16 protein-coding genes are annotated in these 13,664 nt (G+C 64.6%); 6 read left to right on the forward strand and 10 right to left on the reverse strand.

The window, feature by feature from the left end:
- Positions 1 to 27: 27 nt before the first annotated feature.
- On the reverse strand, positions 28 to 963 hold the full coding sequence (locus DBO33_RS34375; protein ID WP_107658755.1) for an alpha/beta hydrolase family protein: 936 nt from the start codon (positions 961 to 963) through the stop codon (positions 28 to 30).
- Positions 964 to 1,125: 162 nt separating this feature from the next.
- Between DBO33_RS34375 and DBO33_RS34380 the strand changes: the two genes are divergently transcribed.
- Entirely contained in the window at positions 1,126 to 1,683 is a 558-nt protein-coding gene (locus tag DBO33_RS34380) for a TetR/AcrR family transcriptional regulator (RefSeq protein WP_107658756.1), read from the forward strand.
- A gap of 65 nt (positions 1,684 to 1,748) precedes the next feature.
- On the opposite strand, the gene DBO33_RS43235 is transcribed toward DBO33_RS34380, so the two are convergent.
- Positions 1,749 to 1,994 carry a hypothetical protein gene (locus DBO33_RS43235; protein WP_159080667.1) on the reverse strand — a complete coding sequence of 82 codons (246 nt, stop codon included), beginning with the start codon at positions 1,992 to 1,994 and terminating at the stop codon, positions 1,749 to 1,751.
- A 444-nt stretch (positions 1,995 to 2,438) separates the two neighbouring features.
- Complete coding sequence (locus tag DBO33_RS34390; RefSeq protein WP_159080668.1) at positions 2,439 to 2,852, reverse strand: hypothetical protein; 414 nt, start codon at positions 2,850 to 2,852, stop codon at positions 2,439 to 2,441.
- Positions 2,853 to 3,273: 421 nt separating this feature from the next.
- Here DBO33_RS34390 and DBO33_RS34395 point away from each other — a divergent pair, with 421 nt between their 5' ends.
- Both DBO33_RS34395 and DBO33_RS34400 read left to right on the forward strand, forming a co-directional pair.
- Entirely contained in the window at positions 3,274 to 3,642 is a 369-nt protein-coding gene (locus DBO33_RS34395) for a hypothetical protein (RefSeq protein WP_159080669.1), read from the forward strand.
- 267 nt (positions 3,643 to 3,909) lie between these two features.
- Positions 3,910 to 4,443: a hypothetical protein gene (locus DBO33_RS34400; RefSeq protein WP_234391205.1), complete on the forward strand. Its 534-nt coding sequence runs from the start codon at positions 3,910 to 3,912 to the stop codon at positions 4,441 to 4,443.
- Between the two features lie 86 nt (positions 4,444 to 4,529).
- Here the strand turns inward: DBO33_RS34400 and DBO33_RS34405 are convergent, their stop codons facing one another.
- Positions 4,530 to 5,582 carry a DUF4236 domain-containing protein gene (locus DBO33_RS34405; RefSeq protein ID WP_159080670.1) on the reverse strand — a complete coding sequence of 351 codons (1,053 nt, stop codon included), beginning with the start codon at positions 5,580 to 5,582 and terminating at the stop codon, positions 4,530 to 4,532.
- Positions 5,583 to 5,835: 253 nt separating this feature from the next.
- Between DBO33_RS34405 and DBO33_RS34410 the strand changes: the two genes are divergently transcribed.
- The 3 genes from DBO33_RS34410 to DBO33_RS34420 all read left to right on the forward strand — a co-directional run bounded on the left by DBO33_RS34410 (position 5,836) and on the right by DBO33_RS34420 (position 9,059).
- Positions 5,836 to 6,720, forward strand: a complete 885-nt coding sequence (locus DBO33_RS34410; protein ID WP_107658761.1) for a hypothetical protein — start codon at positions 5,836 to 5,838, stop codon at positions 6,718 to 6,720.
- Between the two features lie 201 nt (positions 6,721 to 6,921).
- Positions 6,922 to 7,284 carry an RDD family protein gene (locus DBO33_RS34415; protein WP_159080671.1) on the forward strand — a complete coding sequence of 121 codons (363 nt, stop codon included), beginning with the start codon at positions 6,922 to 6,924 and terminating at the stop codon, positions 7,282 to 7,284.
- 161 nt (positions 7,285 to 7,445) lie between these two features.
- Positions 7,446 to 9,059: a peptide ABC transporter substrate-binding protein gene (locus DBO33_RS34420; protein WP_199856843.1), complete on the forward strand. Its 1,614-nt coding sequence runs from the start codon at positions 7,446 to 7,448 to the stop codon at positions 9,057 to 9,059.
- Between the two features lie 49 nt (positions 9,060 to 9,108).
- Here DBO33_RS34420 and DBO33_RS34425 read toward each other — a convergent pair whose 3' ends face one another.
- The 6 genes from DBO33_RS34425 to DBO33_RS34450 form a co-directional block, all read right to left on the reverse strand.
- Positions 9,109 to 10,383, reverse strand: coding sequence for a serine hydrolase domain-containing protein (locus DBO33_RS34425; protein WP_107658764.1), 1,275 nt, complete (start codon positions 10,381 to 10,383; stop codon positions 9,109 to 9,111).
- Positions 10,384 to 10,488: 105 nt separating this feature from the next.
- Positions 10,489 to 10,809, reverse strand: a complete 321-nt coding sequence (locus DBO33_RS34430) for a MerR family transcriptional regulator (protein ID WP_234391206.1) — start codon at positions 10,807 to 10,809, stop codon at positions 10,489 to 10,491.
- Between the two features lie 9 nt (positions 10,810 to 10,818).
- Positions 10,819 to 11,193 (reverse strand): DUF1048 domain-containing protein, encoded by a 375-nt coding sequence (locus tag DBO33_RS34435; protein ID WP_107658766.1) that lies wholly within the window; start codon positions 11,191 to 11,193, stop codon positions 10,819 to 10,821.
- Entirely contained in the window at positions 11,190 to 11,522 is a 333-nt protein-coding gene (locus DBO33_RS34440) for a PadR family transcriptional regulator (protein WP_107658767.1), read from the reverse strand. Before DBO33_RS34440 ends, DBO33_RS34435 begins: the two co-directional genes overlap by 4 nt.
- A gap of 128 nt (positions 11,523 to 11,650) precedes the next feature.
- Positions 11,651 to 12,055, reverse strand: coding sequence for a hypothetical protein (locus DBO33_RS34445; RefSeq protein WP_107658768.1), 405 nt, complete (start codon positions 12,053 to 12,055; stop codon positions 11,651 to 11,653).
- A gap of 442 nt (positions 12,056 to 12,497) precedes the next feature.
- A complete protein-coding gene (locus DBO33_RS34450) occupies positions 12,498 to 13,553 on the reverse strand; it encodes an alpha-hydroxy-acid oxidizing protein (protein WP_107660842.1) in 1,056 nt (351 codons plus the stop codon).
- Positions 13,554 to 13,664: the final 111 nt, after the last annotated feature.

A 13,664-nucleotide genomic window follows, 5' to 3' on the forward strand; every position in this document is an offset into this window, starting at 1 on the left:
GAAGTTTCGCGATAACTCGGTGACGTCTTACTTGTTGTCGATCTTTCCGATCGGGTCGGCGGCCGCCGCTAGATCGGACTGCACCTGCTTCCACGCGGTGTCATCGATGCCGAGGGCACTGCGGAGGTAGGCCCAGGACGCCGTGCGAATCAGCGCGACGCGCTCGGGGCTTTCGTCGGTGGTGTCCTTGGCGTTGTAGGCGTGGACTCCGCCGAGCGAGTGGTCGCCACCGAACACAGTGAGCAGGCTCTGCGCGCCAGGGCTGTAGGTGTACACGTCGGTGAACCAGTCGGGGCCGCGGGTCGAGAGGTGGGATTGGTCGTTGTCGCCCGCGATCACGAGGGTCGGCGTGGTCAGTGCGTCGAAGTCTGGGTGCATGAAGGGGAAGTTCTGCGCGGCGAACGGCGTCAAGTCGTCGCCGGCCAGGCCGGTCGTAGCAAGCAGCACACCGGCTTTGACGCGGTTGTCGGTCAGGTCGGGGCCAGGTTGTCCATCCGCGCCGACAACGCGTGCGCCGAGCAGCATGCCGACGGTCTGTCCACCCCAGGAGTGTCCGGCGACCGCGATGCGCTCGCGGTCGATGCGATCGCCGAGACCTGGCACAGCGGCGACGACATGATCGAGTTCATCGAGCACGCGCCCGACGTCCTGGACTCGGATGCGCCAGATCTCCGAATACCGCGGGTCGGCGGGGGTGAGGCCGAGGGTGCGTGAGTCGAGGAACGTGGGCTGCAGGACGACGAACCCGTTGCCTGCCCAGAAATCGACCAGCGGGTCGTACCCGGACATCGACTCGCCGAAGCCGTGCGCGAGCACGATGACCGGGAGGTCCGCGCCGACGGCGGGCGCCGACACGCGCACCTGGAGGTCGTCGCCGCGCTGCGGTGCGGACAGGACGACCGGCTTGACGCTGATGATCGGCGTGGTCAGCGCGGGGACGGCGCTCGTGGCAGGTGTGGACATGGGGATGTTTCCTTCGATCGGCGATGAATGCCGCGGCCGGGCTGCGGCAGCTTCCGACGGCATGGCACACCGGATAAGGTGTTAATCGGAACGCTGCTCCGAATATACGGAGCGGTGTTCCGCTTAGCAAGAGCGACTTGAAACCCTGCGAAAGGAGGCGGTGTGGAGTCGACCGCCAAACGCGCGGACGCCCGGCGCAACGAGAAGGCGCTGCTCGATGCCGCGGCATCGGTCTTCGTCACCGACGGAGTGGACGCACCGGTACGCCGGATCGCTGCCGCGGCGGGCGTCGGCATGGGCACGATCTACCGCCACTTCCCCACCCGCGCCGATCTTGTCGTCGCGGTCTATCGGCACCAGGTCGATGCCTGCGCCGACGCCGGCCCCACGCTGCTCGCGTCAGCGGCGTCACCGTTCACCGCGCTGCGTCAGTGGGTGGACCTTTTCGCGGACTTCCTGGTCACCAAGCACGGGCTCGCCGCGGCGATGCGGAACGACCCCGATACTTTCACCGCGTTGCACGCACTGTTTCTCGATCGCCTCGTGCCGGTGCTCGACGACCTGCTCGCCGCCGCGCGAAACGCGGGCGAGGTCACTGCGGAATTCACCGCCTACCAGCTACTTCGAGCGATCGGCGACATCTGCGCCGGCGCGGAGATGGTCGACGCTCAGTATGACCCGCGCCTCACCATTCGACTGCTACTAGATGGATGCCGGTAGGGACGAGGCGGGGCATCCCACCCGCTCGAACTCGGCGGTGGTCAAGCGGGCGCCTGCGACCGGATCTACGGTTTGTCCGGACCGATCCGGCGCGGCTTGATCATGCGCCGCGTGCCTGCGGCCGGAGCATCGTCGTCGGCTCGTTTCCGCCGCAGTGCGCCGAGATCGATGACACTCGCGTCCTGTTCGGCTAGGCCCTGATCGCCCTCCGGAGCGGAGTGCCACGTCGAGTCCGGGCCGATCGGCCACGCCCCCGTCTCACGCTGCAATTCCGATCGCATCACGGGCCTGGTCGGGGCGGAATCGTGCACGGAACCGCCTTCCGAACGCCACGTTTTACGCGGGCGCTCGCTCGCGTCCTCCGTCATCCGCCGCGGACGATGCGGCAGCCGAATGAGTTTCGACGCGCCGTCTCCCGCTTCGGAGCGACCGGTCTCACCCGTCTTCATACCTTCCAGCTTCCTGTGCACCCGTTCCACCGCATCGAATCTGTTCTCACCCGGCCCCGGCGAGGAGCCGCGACCAGGCACTTCCCGCTCCGACATCGAGCTACCAGCCGACGAATGCCGTGGCACTCGTCAGCGCCACTGTCGCCGGTACCCCGAGCTGATCTCTGAACTTTGTCCTGATTGCATAGCTCACACCCGTATTCTCCCTCAGAACCGTCGCCCGCGTTTCCTGCCCTGTCCCCAGTGCCTATGCAACCGGGCCGGCGCGACCTTCGCCCGGTAAGCGGCCACCGCGATCAGCGCTCGTTACGGCACCAGCAGATACCACTCCGCGAACGTGCCCCGAATGGGCCAGGAGACCGCCATTACCTTGGCCGGCCCCATCCCCACCCACAGATCGGTCGTTTCGGTATCACCCTGCGCCGCGTCGGTCCGGACGTAGACATCCTGAGTGCGCAGACCCGCCGAACCCACCCAACCCAGCTTCACTCGGTTGCCGCACGGCCCACCCAGATAACCCCGCGGCGTCACATGCGCCAGCACATGACCGGGACGAGCCGGGGCAGCCTCCAGCGCGATATCGATCGCGCCCGCACAGAGCTTCGCGTCACCGAACGAGTAGAGCGTGCTGCCGATCGTCGTGAACTGCGGCAATGGATCCGCCTGTGCCGGGGCCCCCGCCACCCAGGCAACCAACGCCCCGATCACCGCCGACACCATCCCCGCCACCATTCGCCGCGCCCACATCAGTCGATACCCCTTCCCACATAACACCATTCGTGGCAGCGCCACTCACCTCAGCCGGAAACCCCGATCGCACACCGTCGCGTATCGGGGTTGTTTCACGAGTCAGCGTAGCGAAACAACCGACTGGTGGCGGCAAGTTAAGCCCCAGCTAATCCTTTCTGAAGTTCAACTCCGCCAACAGAATTCGCTGGATCCTGACGATCGATGGATCCCCCGAGTATCAGGGGCAGGACAACTCGGGACTTTCTCCGACGTCGCGCCTTTCCTAATGTTGTCGCCAACCCGTCGACAGCACCGGTGCCGAGTCGGCGAACTCGATCCCGGGTTTGAACAGATGTCGCCCCAAGCGTTTCGCGGACGCGCCGGTCCGCCATGTCACCCATTGAAAGGAATCATGCGAAACTCCGTATTGGTTGCCCCGCTTTTCGCGACCGCCCTCATGTTGGCTGGGACGAGTACCGCAGCGGCCGAAACCACCGCCAATGCCGTGGGCGGCGCCGAGCAGATCACGGTGTCGGTGAATTCCGACGAGAAGTACTGGGTCGGGCTGGTGCAGGTCGACGGGCACCATCAGGACTTCGTGCTCGGGCCGGGCGGCGATGGGATTGTCGGCCCGTCGTACGTCATCAAGAATGTGCGACCAGGTAGTCACCACGTGGTGATCACCGTCGGCATCAACGGTGGTTTCGGAGATACGATGCTCGACCGGAATATCGAAGTCACCAAAGCGGACGCTCCGCCGACAGGTTCCGCAGGTCGATGATCGGTTAGTTCACTTCCACCCGTTTCGAAGGCTCATGCGCATCGCGTATGAGCCTTTGCGCATGCCACGAATGTCATCCGGATGTCGGTGGAGCAGTCCTCCGATAGGAGGACGCGGCCGGAACGTCTCGGGCTTTACGTTTGATTCCGGACAGGACGGGCCCGAAATGCCGCCCGCGGCACCACGATTGCCGAGCTGCCGAATACATACATCAGACAGGTGGAGACCGAAATGCCGGACGTTATTCGTGACAATCCGGTCGCGACCATGATTGTGATATCCGAGGTCGGGCTGTGGGTATTGCTGGCGGCGGGAATGATCGCGCGATACCTGTTGCGGTTGCGGTCGGTGGGCGCGGCCTTGCTGTGGGGAATTCCGCTGCTCGACGTAGCCCTGATCGTCGCCGCCGCCGTCGATCTACACCGCGGCGCCCAACCGGGCCTGATCCACGGACTCGCCGGGGTGTACCTCGGTGTCAGCGTCGCCTTCGGTCCCGCGATCGTGCGCTGGGCGGACGTGCGTTTCGCACACCGATTCGCCGGAGGTCCGGCGCCGGTAAAGCCGGCGAAAGGAACACCCGAAAAGGTGGCGGCCCTGTGGAAAGAGTGGAATCGCGCCGTACTCGCCGCGGCAATCGCCTCGGCGGCGCTGGGCTTGATCATCGTCACCGTCGCAGAAGGCGAGCAGGCCACCAGCCTGTGGTGGTGGGTCGGCCGCTCCTGGACCGTCGTCGGCCTGTGGCTGGTATTCGGTCCCCTGTGGGAAGAAATGTCCTCACCCCGCAAAGCGAAGCAGTCGTAATCTGTCGCCGAACTTGCGCAGACTTTCCCTGAACTCGTTGTAAGACAACGGTATTCAACGCGGCGATGCGGTCGCTCCAGGCCGTATCAGCAGGGCCGGCGTGTGAGCACGGCCGCGAACCACTCTGCTACCTCGGGGCGCGAGCAATCGATGATCCAGTGCAAACCGTGTGGACTGGTCAACGTCAGGTGCCCGTACTCCATGATCGGCAGAAGGGGGTTGTGGCGGTATCGACGATCGGGGCCGCCGCGTACGTTGACGAACTGCCACGTTGTATCGACCTGAATCCCGTCGCGGGGTGGAGGCTCGGGTTCGATCACCCACTTTCGGTGGCACTCCACGTGCAGATGCCGGTAGTCGACATCGCTCCAGCTGTCAGCGGAACGGACGAGGATTCGATCGGGCAGGAACAGGAGTGCTTGGCGATCGTGGGAGATCGTCGGTACGGCGATATTCGTGGCGAGGATGCGGGGCGGTTTCAGGCTGCGCGTCACCGTCTTGCGGCTGATCTGAGTCTCGGCGCCGCCGCTGACCTTGTATCCGTAAGTGCCTGCGACAGAGACAGATGCCTCGACGCGCCATGCTCCGCCGAGCGCGACGAATGAGCGGTAGCCGTCGGTGAGTTCGTTGAACCAGTCCGAGATGGGGCCGGTCACCTCATAAGCCACGGTGACCGTCCGATTATGGCGGTCCCACCACCACAGCCACACCAAGCCGGGGACGCCGGCGGCGAGCACGGTGATCGGCATCCACAGCAGTTTCGATGTTGCGGCGACACCAGCGGTCAACACCAGGGCGATTGCGCCCCAGGGCAATAGCGCGTTGTAGCGACTGGCGGCGCTCAACTGGTCGAGCAGTACGCCAGGTCCGGTCGGCACCAGTTGAGTTGCGTCGAAACCGGTTTCGTCGGCCGCGTCCATTCCGCGGAGTTGCGCAGGCGTCACATCAGCTTTTGCACGAGGCGGCGAGGACAGCATCCGCCGGTAGTGGAGGCCATGTGCACTGATATGCACGTAGGTCCCCCGCGGCCCGCTGCCGACCCGGAACCCCCGAACACCAACGCTGGCACCGACACCGGACTTGGAGACGTTGATCCGGAACGGACCCGCGTTCACCGACTTGCGCGAATAGAACCCCACCGGTACCCCCGATCCCGTAGCGCGTTGTCCAGATTCTATGCCGCCGACCAGCCTGCGCGGCTCGCAAAGAGCACGATCCGTTGCGCCCGCGAGCGGTCAGCTGAACCAAGTACGGGCGGCGCTGAAGTCGGGGATGCGTGCGTCCACTCCTTGACTTCAGTGCGTGAGACTGACACCATTAGTCAGATAAGCTGACTAATATCGCAGCAGAATCCTCGGCGACGGCGTCGCCATCAGCAAGGGATGATCGACCATGGGGTGGTCAGAATGGCAAGAGACCAGCGTCGCGTGGCACATGCAGCCCAGGGAGATCACCGCAGCCGGCGATGAAGACGTACTCCGCGTCATAATCCGAGACAAGAACGACGACTTGCACGAGGCGGTCTACCTCGGCAACAGCTACTGGGCGTCGAACGAGAACATCGGCCAACCCGGCGGCACGAGCCTGTCCGGAGTACCGGCCTTGGCCTGCATCCCCGATCGGCGCGACCTGTTCGTCAATGGCGGGTTCTCGCTGCGGCACCGCTCGTCCACCAGGCCGCAGTCGTGGACCCGATGGGAAGACCTCGGGCCGGTTTTCCCACTGCCCGCAGGCATCGGCGCGGGCCCCGCAGTGTGCCGGAGTCGTTGGCGGATGGACATCTTCGCGCTGTCGGCCACCGGCCCGCCGTTCGAAATGCTGCACATGTACTACGACGACAACCACGGATTCATGGGCTGGGAATCCCTCGGCGGCGAGTGGTACGACGCACCCGACGGCGGGTTCCGCACCCCGGCGGCGACCACGTGGGGCCCCGATCGGATCGACGTTTTCGCCGTCGGCCGGGACAACGAAATCCACCACCAGTGGACCGAGAACGCCGGCGTCGACTGGTCCGGTTGGTACGCGATCGGCGGCGTCACCGAGCACGGTCTCGCGGCATGCTCCTGGGGTCCGGGCCGCATCGACCTGTTCCACCGAGGCACGGACGCGTCGATCTATCACGCATGGTTGGACGCGGACGAGGCCGGCTGGAGCGGCTGGGAGGACATGGGCGGAGTCACCGATCACGCAGTGGCACTCGGCAGTCGCGGCCGCGGTCGTTTGGACCTGCTGCACATCGGCACCGACGACAAGATCTACCTCAAGGAATTCTGAGCGTCTCTGCAAACCGACGTGCAGCGATCATCTGTCCAGCCACTGGTTTTCACTGCTGCAATCGGACCACCGAACACCGGCACAATGTGTCGAATGAGCGCACCGTATACCGAGCCCTCCGTGTCCCCCGCACGAGCCGCCCAGCGACCGCACGGGTGGCTGCCGGAACAGGCGAGGGACAACCGGCTGGCAGTGGCGGCGATGACCGACGGCTTCCTAGCCCTTCTCGGCGGTATCGCGTTGGTGCAGAAGGTTTTTCCCCCTACTGACGGTGTCGCCGCGTTTCTGGCTACGTTCATTCCCTGTGTGCTGGCAGCGTCATTCGTCAACCATGTCTTCGGCACGCTGCTGTTTCGCGGCAGTGTCGCCAAACTGCTGTTCGGTATGCGCGTGCTGCGCTGGAAGGACGGCCGCCGCCCGCGCTTCTGGCAGACGCTGGGGCGGTGGTTGTTCGGCTTCGTGGTCATCGTTTTTCAGTTCGTCCTGGAAGGCGCGAGCGTGGGGCAGGCATGTGGTCTGCGCACCGTACGCAGACGCGACGAGAGGGTTGCGATGCCGCAATGATGGCCCTGGACGATCACGGCTGCGGTGGCCGCAAGACGACATGAACTAAACCTTCACTCCAGCCCCGGGTGCGGATTTCGAGGACAACGACGCACGAAATAGCTACTGTCCGACGTTATTACGGGGGCCGCGTTCGATTCGGCCACTCGAGGACGGAGAGTGTGTTGAGATCCACCAGATGGACTGCGTTACTGGCGGCTGTCGTATTGGCGACCGGGCTGGGCCTGACGGCCTGTTCCTCCGATGGAGGTGATGCGGCGGAGGGTGTGGTCACCGTCAACGGTGGTGAGCCGCAACATCCGCTCGTTCCGACCAATACCAATGAGAACCAGGGCGGCCGCGTGGTCGACCGTTTGTTCGCCGGCCTGAAGTACTACGACCCCGACGGCGTGGCGCACAACGAGGTGGCGCAGTCGATCGAGTCGACCGACCGGCAGCACTATCGGATCACTCTCGCGCCGGACTGGAAGTTCACCGACGGCTCCCCGGTGACGGCGAAGTCGTTCGTCGACGCCTGGAACTATGGCGCGCTGAGCACCAATGCCCAGTTGCAGAGCTGGATATTCGCCTCGATCGTCGGCTACGACGAGGTGTCGGCGGCTCCGCCCAAGGCGCAGACGATGTCGGGGCTGAAGGTGATCGACGATCGCACATTCACGGTCGATCTCACCCGCCCGTCGATCGATTTCGAACTCTCGCTGGGATTCACCCCGTTCCGTCCGCTGCCCGCGGTGGCGTACCAGGACATGAAGGCGTTCGGCGAGCGCCCGATCGGCAACGGCCCGTACAAATTCGCGGGTCCGGATGCCTGGCAGCACAATGTGCAGATCGATCTGGTGCCGAATCCGGATTACCGCGGTAAGCGGCCGGCGAAGAACAAGGGCCTGCGGTTCGTGATGTACCAGTCCTTCGATACCGCCTACGCCGATCTGCTGGCCGGCAACCTCGACCTGCTCGACACCATCCCCGACAACGCGCTGACCAGCTTCAAGAACGATCTCGGTGACCGCGCCATCCAGAAGAAGACCGCGCGCTACGAGCACATCGGATTCCAGCCCACCGTGCCGCATTTCGCCGGCGAAGAAGGTGTGCTGCGCCGCAAGGCGATATCGCTGGCCATCAACCGGCCGCAGATCTCCGAGGCCATCTGGCACGGCACCAAAGTCCCGGCGCGCGACTTCACCTCCGCCAGCTTGCCCGGTTATAACGACAATCTCCCCGGGGTGGAACTGCTGTCGTACAACCCGGACGAGGCCAAGAAATTGTGGGCGCAGGCCAACGCCATCGCGCCGTGGACCGGCCGGCTCGAGATCGCCTACAACTCCGACGGCGGCCACCAGGCTTGGATCGAAGCGGTCGCCAACAGCGTCAAGAACACCCTCGGGGTGGAGGCGATCGGCGCACCGTATCCGACGTTCAAGCCGTTGCGCGACGCGATCACCAGCAAGTCCATCCGCACCGCGTTCCGTAACGCCTGGCAGGGCGATTATCCGACGATGCTGAACTTCTTGATCCCGCAGTATGTCTCCGATTCGGCAAGTAACGACATCGGTTACGTCAACCCCGAATTCGACAAGCACATCACCGCCGCGCTGGCCGACCCCACCCCGGAGGAGTCCTACGCACACATCGCAAAGGCGCAGGCCATCCTGTTCCAGGACATGCCCGACGTTCCGGTGTTCAACGACAACAACAACGCCGGACATTCGGACAAGGTGCGGCAGGCGAAGCTGACCTGGAATGGTCTTTTCGCTTACGAGGCTGTCGAAAAGTAGTCGTCGGTTGGGTGGGGCCGCAAACGCGACCCCACCTGAACGGCCGACCTCAACCGAGGCAGGATCGCACGGCCTCGGCCAGGCTCGATGCCCGCGGGTCGTCGGGTCGGAAGTTCCACAGGTTGGTGACGTAGCCGAAGCCGACACCGGCATCGGGGACCGCGAAGCCGATCGATCCGCCCGAGCCGGGGTGGCCGAACGACCCAGGGCCGGCCATCGGCATGGGTGGGCAATCGCGCCAGAACCCGAGCGACATGTTGAACGAACGGTTCGCCGGGATGTTCAACTCGGGCGGCAGTCCGTGCATCCGCGACTTGTCGGTCTGGACGGCTGTCGCCCGTTCGACGGTTGCCGGATCGAGCAACCGCACGCCGTCGACCTCGCTGACCGTGGCGGCATACATCCGAGCCACCGAGTGCGCGTCCGCAATTCCGTTCGCCGCCGGGAACTCCGCCGCGCGCCAGGCCCGCGTGGTGTAGTACGCGGACGCGGGGTCGGCCGCGTTGTCCAACGCGCCGCCGAGCGAACCGGCGCGCATTTGCACCGAGTCCGGACCCCAAGCGGAAGTGACCCATGCGGTGACCGTGTCCTTGTCGAGCCCGGAAGCCTCGGCCATTCCCGCGAGCAGCTCCTCCAGACTGAACGGAGCGGCGTACTCGATCCGGGCCACGTGCTGCTCTTGTTCCTCGGGCAGCCCGATCCAGGCGCGCAGTCCGAGCGGCGCCGCGACCTCGTCGGCGAAGAACGTGCCGAGCGACTTGCCGGAGATCCGGCGCACCACTTCCCCGACCAGGAACCCGAAAGTGACGCCGTGATAGGTGTGTTCGGTACCAGGCTGCCACAACGGCGGCTGCGCCTCGAGGGCACGGATGACCGGATCCCATTCGCAGGCCTGCTCAAACGTCAACGGGCCGTCGACAACCGGCAGACCGGCTTGGTGAGACAGCAACCAGCGCACCGGAATCCGCTCCTTGCCCGCATTGCCGAACTCCGGCCAGTACTGGACTACCGGCGCGTCCAGGTCCAGTTCACCGCGCGCCGCCAGGATATGGGCACAGATCGCGGTAGCGCCCTTCGTGGTTGATGCGACCTGAACGATGGTGTTCTCGTCCCACGGGCGGTTCACTTGCTGATCGGCGAGGCCGTCCCACAGGTCGACGACGCGGCGGCCGTTCACGTAGACGCAGCACGCCGCACCCGCGACGCCGTGGTTTGCGTCGAAGGTCGCCCGGAACGCGTCGGCTACCTTTCCCCACCCGTCCTCGACACCGTTCTCGCGGGCGAGGTTTCCTTGCCCTGATGTTCTGTTCGTCGTGCCTACCATTGTTGAAATCCATTTCTAGAGAACTGAAGAATGCTGGAGCATTTTGGGCCGTATAAGACTGGGGCACAACATGATTGCGCACCCCCGGTGATGTGCCGGGCAGACCTACCGAGATTCGAGCACGCGCTCGATGCCGGAGAGGTAATCGAGGAGATCGCCGATTTCGGCGAGGGGTACGCCCGCCCCGGCCAGCGTTCGTACCTGCACCAGCCGTAGTAGTTCGGCAGATCGGTACCGACGAAGTCCCGAGATGTCACATGCCGGTTCGTCGACCAGCCGACGCTGGTGATAGTCCTGCACTGTCATCACCGTGACACCGGCGAATGCCGCCGCTTGGTCGATCGTGAAGCCTTCCCGCATATTCGGCGTCTTGCTGGGCTTCTGCTGACTGTGGACGTGGACAGCCGCGGCCTGCCGTGTCGTCATCGACCAGCCCTAACTTCCTTCTCCGGTGCCTTCATCCGTAGCGCGCTCGATAGCACTGATCAGCCGTGCCCGTTCCCGCTTTCGCCACGAATACTCCTCGTAGTTCCGCGCGAATGTCTCGATGAACTCGACCGGGTCCTCCCCCACGACATCGCGGACCGGAACTCCAGCCGCCGCGCTCTGCTCGAACAGATCGGCAAGGTCCTCGAGCATCGAAACCCCGCCTCCCACACCGAAATGCATCAGGTATCGCTCGAGCGCGTCGACGGCTGTGCGATAGCCCGCGGGAAGCTGCTCCTTGCGTGCCTTGTACTGCCACCACCGCCGTTTTTCGCCGATGTCGCCGACCACTTTTGTGATGAGCTTGGAGACGACCATGGTCATCTGCCTCCTTCTACCTGAAGCTGTTCGAGCCGTTGTGCGAGAAAATCCCAGGTCCTGCGGAACTCGTCCAGGTATTCGCGCCCCTGGGTGTTGAGGGAGTACACCTTTCGTGGCGGCCCCTTCTCCGATGCGACCTTTTCCACGTCCACCAGGCCCTTTTTCTCGATCCTGACGAGCAGGGCATAGATGGTGCCCTCGGCGATATCGGCGAACCCCTGTTCCCGCAGCCATGCCGTGATCTCGTAGCCGTACGCGGCCCGCACCGACAAAATCGCCAGGACGATGCCCTCCAATGTGCCCTTGAGCATCTCGGTCATCTGCTTGCCCACGGATCACCTCCCACTATTCAGTGTTACTAGCTACCGGTAGATAGTAACACTGAATAGTGGTGTGGCAAGGTCTCCTCGGAGGTTCGATGACCGTCCGGCGGTGCCGCTGTTGCGCAACTAGGCGGCGGTCAGGCGACGTCGAGGGCCGCGGTGATCTTGCGAGCCATCGCAACCACCGCGGGGCTGGGCTCGCCCTTACCGGACCCGACAGCGGCCTCGACCGCAACCAGCACGGTGCCGCGGAAGTTGTCTGCCTCACTTGCATCCTGCTTGCCGAGCAGGCTCACCGCCGCGGTCAGCGCAGGCAGCACCTGATCAGCCAGCTCGGCAACCGACTTACCCGGCAGGTGAATGTCTTTCGACTTGGCCGAAAGCACATGCCCGACCAGACCCGTCGCCGAGGTCAGCGCAATAGAAGCCTGCGCATTGCCCTTATGCGGCGCACCGGCAGCCGCCAGCAACGCCACCGCCCCATAAGCAGCAGTCCGCACAGTGGCCTTGTCCTGATCGGTCAGGGTGATGATGTTCGACATGTCGTGTACTCCTCGAAATCGGTTGTGGCAGAGACCGAAACCTTGTCGTTCCCGGTCGCTGTGTTCGATGTACACACTGTCGCCGCACCAACTGACACGGCCCTGACATCCACCTGACACCCCCGCTGACACGGCGATCGACCATCTACCCGCGTCGTGGATCACCGCCTAGACATGCTGGATTCGCGCCTACGTGCCGGAGTCGAAGTACTCGGCCACAGCGGGTGCGATGCACCTGCCGTTCAGCGGAGAAAGGTCTCCCTCGACGCTGCGCGACATCGACCAGCAGGTCAGCCAGCCGCTAAGCGTCGTTCCGGAAGCCGGCCAGTCCGGGCCCTAGGCTCTATTCACCGCATAATCTGCGGTGAATAGAGCCGCTATTCACCGCACCGTCGACGGTAGCGCCCCGCCCGCTGACTACCTCGGAAGACCGCTAGCCGGTTCACCGCCCGGTAGGCAGGATTATCTCGGGGCTGAGGTCGGCGATGGTGGGGTAACCGTCGAGGCCCATGAGCAGGTCCGTTTCCTGTAGGAGTGCGTTCAGGACGTTGACGATGCCGTCGGTACCGCCGCATGCGAGGCCGTAGATGTAGGGGCGGCCGATGCCGACTGCGGTCGCGCCGAGGGCGAGGGCCTTGATGATGTCGGCGCCGGATCGGATGCCGGAGTCGAACAGGACGGGCAGCCCGTCGGCGGCCGCGACGACGGCGGGCAGAAGATCGATCGCCGCGAGGCCGCCATTGGCTTGTCTGCCACCGTGATTGGAGCAGTAGATGGCGTCGGCTCCCCCATCTTTGGCGCGCCGGACGTCTTCGGGGTGGCCGATGCCTTTGAGGATCAACGGCAGCTCGGTCAGTGAGCGCAGCCAGGGCAGGTCGTCCCAGGTGAGACGGTTGCCGAAAATTGTGTTCCAGGTGTCCAAGGCAACCGAGGGATTGTCGTCGGGTGCGGTCGGCAGCAGCCGCTGGAACACCGGATCGGTGAGGTAGTTCGCGAGACACTCGCTGCGTAACCGGGGAGAGTCGGTGAGCGACGGGTCACGCGGGCGCCAACCGGTGTGCCAGCAGTCCAGGGTCACCACCAGCGCCCGGAAGCCGGCCTTCTCGGCGCGCTGCACCAGGCTTTGCGCCAAGTCGCGATCGGTCGGGGTGTAAAGCTGGAATATGCCGGGGGTGTCGCCGAAATGCGCGGCGACGGTTTCGAGCGGGTCGACGGCCATGGTGGACGCCATCATCGGCACTCCCGTGCGGGCCGCGGCCTGAGCGGTCGCGACTTCGCCGTGTCCTTGTGGATCGCACAGACCGATCACACCGACCGGGGCCAGGAACAGCGGGGTCGGCAGGCTCATGCCGCACAATTCGACCGACAGCTCACGGTGTTCGCTCGCGCGCAGCATCCGAGGCAGCACACCGATGCGCTGGAACGCGGCCACGTTGTTGGCTTGGGTGGATTCATCGCCGGATCCGTGCGAAACATACGACCAGATATCGGCCGCCATCGTTGTGCGCGCTTCCTCTTCGAGTTGGGTGTAATCCGCGAAATTCGTCACGCCGTTCCCTTCTCACTCGGTGCGCCAATACAGTCGTTACGATGCACGGTCGTTCAATCG

It is taken from the genome of Nocardia suismassiliense (assembly GCF_900269665.1).
GTDB lineage: Bacteria > Actinomycetota > Actinomycetes > Mycobacteriales > Mycobacteriaceae > Nocardia > Nocardia suismassiliense.